At 25.4% G+C, this 8,381-nt stretch carries 4 protein-coding genes; 1 reads left to right on the top strand and 3 read right to left on the bottom strand.

The features are described from left to right. On the top strand, nucleotides 1-5,107 hold a 5,107-nt coding region (locus ACXYRO_RS03635; protein WP_458614340.1), incomplete at its 5' end, for a beta-N-acetylglucosaminidase domain-containing protein. 30 nt (nucleotides 5,108-5,137) lie between these two features. Here ACXYRO_RS03635 and ACXYRO_RS03630 read toward each other — a convergent pair. Genes ACXYRO_RS03630 through ACXYRO_RS03620 form a run of 3 tightly spaced genes read right to left on the bottom strand, consistent with a single transcriptional unit; the run spans nucleotide 5,138 to nucleotide 8,154 of the window. After that, nucleotides 5,138-6,397, bottom strand: coding sequence for an HNH endonuclease (locus ACXYRO_RS03630; RefSeq protein WP_458614339.1), 1,260 nt, complete (start codon nucleotides 6,395-6,397; stop codon nucleotides 5,138-5,140). Then, a complete protein-coding gene (locus tag ACXYRO_RS03625) occupies nucleotides 6,384-7,091 on the bottom strand; it encodes a DNA-methyltransferase (protein ID WP_458597396.1) in 708 nt (235 codons plus the stop codon). The genes ACXYRO_RS03630 and ACXYRO_RS03625 overlap by 14 nt, the downstream gene beginning before the upstream one ends. Beyond that, nucleotides 7,075-8,154 (bottom strand): DNA cytosine methyltransferase, encoded by a 1,080-nt coding sequence (locus ACXYRO_RS03620; RefSeq protein ID WP_458614338.1) that lies wholly within the window; start codon nucleotides 8,152-8,154, stop codon nucleotides 7,075-7,077. The genes ACXYRO_RS03625 and ACXYRO_RS03620 overlap by 17 nt, the downstream gene beginning before the upstream one ends. Between the last annotated feature and the right edge of the window lie 227 nt (nucleotides 8,155-8,381).

Below are 8,381 nucleotides of genomic sequence, written 5' to 3'. Positions count from 1 at the left end.
ATTAAGTAGTGATTTTGAGAACTTCAAAGCAAAAATACAGCAACTAATTGCTAATAAAATAACTAAATTTGGTTTTATTATTAATAACAGCAGTGAGATAAATTTAAATATATACCAAGAGTTCTTTAGTAGATTTAACGATTGATATCAAGGCTTACAGATAGATAATAAAGATATTTATATCTTACTTGATAACCTTAATATCATCGATAACTTTGCTAATAATGTTGCAAATTCTGCAGCTGATGTAACAAACTTTTTTGCAAATATTCCGAATGATTTTAAGATTATAACCACCACAAAAGATTCATATGATAAAGATTTTATTGATAATCTTGCTAATTTAATAAATAACAAAAATATTATTTTATGAAACAATTCTCTTAATTCAACATCTGCTCAAAATAACTTTGATCTCAGTGGATTTACAACTAATATAGATAAATATAAAAATATTAATGGGATTTTATTAAATCCATCATTATTTTTTGAAAATGCACAAATTCCTTTATACATGTTAAGCAACTACTTGTGAAATGCAAATAATGCTGATTTTAAACAACTTTATAACACTGCTTTTAATGATATTATTGGTAATAAATTAGAAAACCAAGAACTTATCAAATTATTCAAAGATTTTGCTTCTAATATCTTTATAAAGGATCGAAGTGATAACACCGATATAGAAAACAAACTAACAAATTTACAAAGTTTATTAACTTCTCAAAAATACAATATAGAAGATGTTTTAGATATCCAAAATTATTTTAATTCATTAAATGATAATTTAAAAAAATTAGCAAATTACTATTTTCAAAATTCTTTTATCACAACTTTTTCTCCTTGAATTAATGCATTTATCGACTTAAATAATGCTCTTATAAATGCTTTAAATGCATTAATTAATCTTAAAACTAATTCAGATAACCAGTTTGCTAATAACTTGTTTTTAGCACATAAAAACCTTATTAAAGCAAATATTAAACATCAAATTAATATAAATCAAACAACTATCAATCCTCAGATTAGTCCTAAAATTTTACAACCTTTTATAAATTATCTTTTATCTACCTTAGATGATATCCAAAATCAAAAACTTCATTTTCATCAAACAACTATAAATGATGTACAACAAACATTTATAACTAGTCGAACTGATATGCCAAATACTGGTGCTGGAAATATTTTTGATCCACAAAACAAAGATCAAATGTTATTTACTAACCCTAATAGAATTAATAAAAATGACTATTTTGGTGTTGAGTTCTCTAAACCATTAACTTTAAATTCTATTTATATACAAATGAAAGATGGTCGCGATCATTTCTTTTATTCTAAATTACAATATCGATCAATTAATGGTATCTGAACAGATGTTAATAATCAAATTTATCAAAGATTTCATGATAACATCGAACCTATTCAGTTAAATAACTTAAATATCAAAAATGTTAGTGCTGTAAGACTTATTGCAACACAAAATAACCCCGAAGAGGCTTGATTAGGTATAACAAACTTATTAATTAACCAAGAGCAACTTGATACAAATAAAAACAATTACAATGATTATACCGAAGATACAGCCGATGAATCAAGCGATTTATGAAAACGTGAAGGAAGCATCGATTCAATTAAGGATGATGATTTTAATACAAACTGAGCATTTTCGGCACATAGTAATACATCAGCATTCTTACAAAATCAATCTGTTGCATTTATGCTTCCAGAAAAAAGATTAATAACCAGAATCGATTTAATCCAAGGACAACCTAACGGTAGAGATCGTCTAAGTAACTTTAAAATAGAATATTATGATGATGCATCGCATTCATGAAAACTTTTTAGTTCAAAAAATGATTATGGTAATTCATTTAACATCCAAGCTCATGGATATGCAATAACTAACAAATTTAGATTTGTAAATAACACTACTGTTAATAATTCTTGATGAAGAATTACTAGATTAAGGGTAGGTTATGATAACCCAAATCAAAAACAAGTTTTAACACCAGGATTCGAAGGAACTAGAATTTTAGGCCGAGAAAATGTTAGAAGTTCAAATCAAAACAATTCTATTGGTTTTATTACTGATAAAACTGAATTTACTTCAGCTGTTTTAGCAAATGATACAAATAACGGTTATATAAATGCAAATCAAGGTTTTAAAGTAGATTTTAAATATCCAAGTAAAGTTGCTTCAATAAGTATCTTACAAAATCCTAATAATAAACTTTCAAATGTTAAAGTTCAAGGGATTTTAAATGGAGAAACTGTTAATATTTTAGATAATGTATCTTTAAATGATGATTTGACAAAAATAAATTTACCTATAAATACAGGTATTTTGACCGGAATCAAAGTTTTATCAACTCAAAATACACAGAGTTTTTGAGAAATAAAATCTTTTGATGTCGAATTTAATGGTGATAATACCAATAAGTATTTATATACATCATTAAAAAATTCTAATAATATTACAACTTCTGAATATAATGGAACATTTAGATTATTTTCTTTAGATACTCAAAGTCAAAATCATAATTATCAACTTAATAAGGGCGATTATATCGGAATTGACTTAAAGAAAAATTATCAAATAGCAAATATCGACTTATATTGATCTGAAAACAAGAATATCAGTTTGCTTACATCGGTTAACGGTATTGATTGAACTGAATATAACCCAAATACTGCTGCTAGATACATAATTTTATTTAACAATAGCGATAAAATTGCAACTGCAGCATTTAATCATATGGTTATTTACACACAAAACCAAGAACCTTTTGGTAGATTGATTGACACAAACATTAGCAATAATTCAACCGATACTTTCAAAACTAATGCTGCCTTTGATTCTGATTTTAATTCTGTTGTTAAAATTAGCAAAAACTTACGCAGACGCGACTTTTTAACCTATGATTTAGGTTCAAATATTAATTTACATTCAATAAAAATCTTTTCAGATTTGAATAATATCAACTGATTAAGAAATGCAGATATCCAAGTGTCAAACGATAATATAAATTGAACTACAATCTATTCAACACCAACTTATGATACTAAATTTACCTTTAATAAGTTATCTGATACAGATTATGGGTTCTATGATGCTAAATATCCAAATTATCGTTATTGAGGTGTAGATAAATTAAATATAAATGCCCGTTATATCAAAATCTTTATTAATGATAACTATCCAGAAAATCACGGATTAAACTTTAACGAAATAGTTATTAATGATGGTAAAAATATTTTAAATAATAAAATCGAGGGTTTTTCTGGAACAAATATAGATTCACAAAAAGATTATGGTGTTTTAAATCTACTTGACCAAAATTTAGATACTTTTTATAAACCTATTTCTGAAAATGGCAGCTTAACATACGATTTTAGTTATGATACATACACAAACAAAAATCTTGAAATTTTTGCTTTAACCCCTGCAAATGCACAAGTATCAGCAACCATTTATGATGAGCAAAATAAAACTAAAAATACCGTTATTTTAGGCAATTTACTTGCTTATAGCACCGGATTTATTTTACCTACTAATGAACATCATAAAATAATTTCAATCAAGATAAGTTGAAGCAATTTAATACCACAAATTTCTCAAATTGTCTTTGTCGATAAACCCGATACACCAATCAATGTTGATAAATCCAAGTTAGAAAAATTACTTGCAGCAAAAGATGTTAATTATCCAAAATGAACTAATGTAGATATGCAAGCATATGATGAAATATTTGCTAAAGCACAATTGGCAAATGCTTCGGAATACCTAAATCAAGATACTATTAATTATATGATTTTGAAACTTAATAATATTATTTCAAATGCTCATACAAAAGTGGATTTAAGCCAATTATCAACATTAATTTCTAATAAAGTTGATAATAACCAGCATCAATATACAAACTTATCATATGAGCAATATTTAACTATCTATAACAAAATTTTGGATATTATTAATAGCAAAACTGATATATCAATAAATGCAGCAAATGATTTGATAAATCTATATAATCAAGCAAAAGATAATTTAAAAAATTCTATTTACAATCAAGAAAATGTTCGTTTAGATTTAAGGGAATTTCAAAATTTAAATACCAATATTTATACACAAAAAAGTTTAAATGAACTTAGGGATGTTGTTGATAAGATTAATCAACAATTAAGTAAAAATACAAGTGAGGAAGAATATAAAGAGTTAAATAATACATTTATCGATAAATATCAACAACTTAAATATAACCAAAATGGTAATAGTATTCAAACATATCAAAACAGTATTAAAAATAAATTTATTGATATTTTAAAGAATCAGTGACCAAATTGAATGCAGTTATCAAAAGATTTAAATAATGAATTTATAGTTAAAGATGCAATCATAACTGATCCGAATACATCGCAGACTGCATGAGATATTAATATTAATTTTCTAAATAACTTGTTTAACAAATTTACACTAGATAAAAGTAATCAAATTCATTCATTGCAGCAAAAACTATTTATCAATCCAAACTATAAATATATTTTTTCAAATGATGTAATAAAACAAATGGATGCTTTATCAAAAGATACTGAGAATAAAATTAAAAATAATACCTTAAAATATGATGATATCGAAAAGATACTAAAACAATTAGATGCTTATAAAAGCAAAATAGACAAAGATGGTATAAATAAATTAGTGGAAGAAATTACTTTTTCAGATGAGAAAAAACTTTATCATGACATTGTAAAAACTAAAAATTCATCAGAACAATTACTCGGGATAATAGATGCTATTAAAATGTCAATAAATACAGACAATAAAATGATGAATAATTTAGATACTCTAATCAATAAAGTAAATGATTCAAATAAAAAATCAGAATTTTTAAACAAAAAAGCTAATATACATACTGAATTACAATGAAATAACCTTTTAAATGATGTAAATAGCCAAATTATCAAAGAAAAACCTAATAATTTCTTGGATATTGGTTTACCAATTATTCTTGCTCTAATAATCACACCAACTATTTTATTTACCTACTACTTTACTTATAGATATTTTACAAAGAAAAATAATTCAAAATCTAGAAAATCAACATCCTAGGATGTTGATTTTGTGTAATTGTCTTGTGTATTAGCAAAGGTTTTGATAAATGTAGTCGATTACCTTGTCTATATTGCTTGTATCAAAGAAATTAATTGCAAATTCTTTTAAATTTTCATCATTTTTAAGAATACTCTTGATTATATTTTTTTGTTCTAACTCAGTTCCGACATTTTTCTTTAAGCAACTGTGACAAACAGGACATAATTTCACCAGATTATCTATGTTATCTGGCATCTGATTATTAGAAAACGAAATATTATGATGAATTTCAAAATAATTTCTGCTTGTTTTTCTGTGAATAAAAGTTCTATGTTCAAGTGGATATCGATTGATGCACCCATAGCAAACATCAGGAGTATTTAACAAAACATAAGAGACTAATTGTCTGTTTCGGTTTACTTTTATATCTAGTCATTCTGTTTTAAATAATTGATTTCTTAGTTTTTTAACATCATATGATGATAAATCTTTATCTAAAACCAGAGAAATAAAGAAATCAATTACAGAATTTAATTTATTAGGTTTATTCTGATATGACAACTGACATTCAATAAAATTTAATTCATCTATTTTTATAGCTTTACCAAACGAATAATTACTTAAAATGATTTTAAATTTATAGTTATTTATAATCCTGATTTGATTTATATATCACTTTAAATTAATTCTTAATTGTGTGTTTCGTCGATTAATATTTTCAACAAACTGCTTTTGTAGTTGTCTAAAATTTATGTTTAAAACTGATATCGGAATATTAAATACATCAGTTAATAATTTGATCTTATTGAGCTGAAATTTACTGTTATAAAATAAATCAATACTTAAAAAATTCAGCGATGTATCTATGCTACCTCTACTTTCAAAAAATCCTCTAATAAATCATTTTTTAGGTCCTGTTATACTTTCGCTTTCATTAAAATCTGATGTTTGAAAAATCTTAGAATATAAACGATTAAAAAGATTATTTTCAGTTAAATTTAGATCGTTTTGTATTAACAAAATAGCTTTTTCTTTTCCATTGAAAGAAAAATTAGTATATTTATAGTTTTGTGTATATTCATGATAATCAATTCAGTTGTATCTAGTATCTAGGTTTTTAATGAATTGTAGATATTGATTAGAATACATTAAAAATTCTTGCTTTGACGAATTAACTTTCTTAGATTCTTGATATGAACTAACAGCAGCAAAGTATTTATTATCTTTTGAAATTAAAATTCTACTCATTAACATCCCGTATAAAAATGGATGAATATTTTGATCCAATAACTTACTAACTTTTATCATCGAATAATCTCTTTTCTGCTATCTTATAATATTTTTCATCAATTTCTACACCAATAAATTTTCGATTATTTTTTATCGCGGCAACTCCTGTGCTCCCACTCCCCATAAATGGATCTAAAATAACATCATCTATATTTGTATGAATATTTATAATTTGCTGCATCAATGCTAAACTTTTTTGAGTCGGGTGTTTACTTCTTTCATTCCCTGATACAATTGGGAAAGAAAACAAGGATCGTAAATACACTTTATCATCAGGTTTATTAAAAACCCATTTTGCACCTTTTTTGACGGCTCAGATGGCAAATTCCATATCTTGCACATAGCGACGTTTGATGTTTCTGGGCATCGGGTTATTCTTTTGTCAAATTAAAACATCTTTAGTTATAAATCCTACCTCTCCTAATTCTTTTATGATGAAACTTATATATTTATACGAACAAAAAATAATAAAACTTCCATTTTTGTCAATTAATTTCGAATAAGGTTTAATTCAAGAAAACAAATCAAAATTAATATCTCATAATCCAAAATATACACCTTGTCGTGGGTTATTTAAGGTATTAAAATTATGCTTTGCTGAAATATTATAAGGTGGATCACAGATAATGTGATTAACTTTAATATTCTCTTTTTTAAACTGATTTATTATCTCATATGCATCAGCATGATGGATTCTAATTTTTTCTTGCATTAATCTCTTCCATTTCTAAATCAATATGATTCGCTATTGCTTTAGCTAGCATTGGAGGAACTGCATTACCTATTTGTCTGCAGATACTTGTTTTAGGACCATAAAAAATAAAAGTATCTGGAAAACTTTGGATTCTGGCTGCTTCTCTTGGAGTAATAGCGCGATTTAATACCGGATGTGAATTTCTTCCATTTGATGGAGTATCAAAACGGGTATCAATTGTAGAGGATACATCATCTCATTTTAATCTTGCTCATGTAGTGTTGAATTGTTGTTTACCTCATAGGTGTTTAGGTAAAAAACTTTTATCCCCTTGCTCTGGTATCATAGCAAGTTTTTCTAAAGCGATTTTTGAGTGTTTGGTTGCAATATGATTATACAACTTATCTCCTCTTAGATTTTTTTGGTAACTACTTAGTGGTTTATATAGATACTCACTTTGAAAACTGCCTTCACCAGAACACAGATAATTTAAATCAGAAATAGCATCATAAACACTTATGTGTTTATCAATATTAGATTTGGGGAGCAAAATCTCTTTATCTTTGCATCCAATAATAATTGCACGTTCACGATTTTGTGGAATCCCAAAATTCTTTGCATTTAAAACTCCATAAGAAACTTTATAACCTAAATCTGTAAACATTTGATAAATTTGCTTAATAAAATATCCTTTTTGTGCATTCAGTAGATTCTTAACATTTTTAATGATAAAAATCTCAGGACTTATATTTTTTACAATATCAAAATATTCTAAAAATAAGAAATTTCTTGGATCATCAAATCCTAAATTTTTCCCTTTAAGGCTATATCCTTGACATGGAGGACCACCAATAATCATATTAATATTAACTTCTTTTGATTTTTTTATTATCTGATTTTTGATATTTATATTAGTTATATCACCACAAATAACTTCTGAATCGGAAAAATTATTTTTAAAAGTATTAATAGCATTTTGATCAAAATCTGCTGCTACTAATGTTTTAAAATTAGTATTTTGTTCAAATCCCAACGAAAAACCACCTGCTCCACAAAATAAATCTAAGATTCTATACTTCATTTTTTTCCTTTATTTTTAATTATATCTTATTTTAATCTTGATTCTTATAAATAAGATAAATTGCATAAAATTTATCATTTTTTATGATAAATATTTTGCTACTAAATATAGATATTTTTTCGAAATTGGTATAATTACACCGTATATATATATATATATAAGTTGAATGATTTTACTTATATATAGTCTCAATATATTTATATACCTTTAATATTTATTCGAGGTAA

The organism is Mycoplasma sp. 4013, assembly GCF_054353875.1.
Note: the sequence above shows the minus strand (reverse complement) of the source record. Positions and strands in the feature narration are given on the sequence as shown.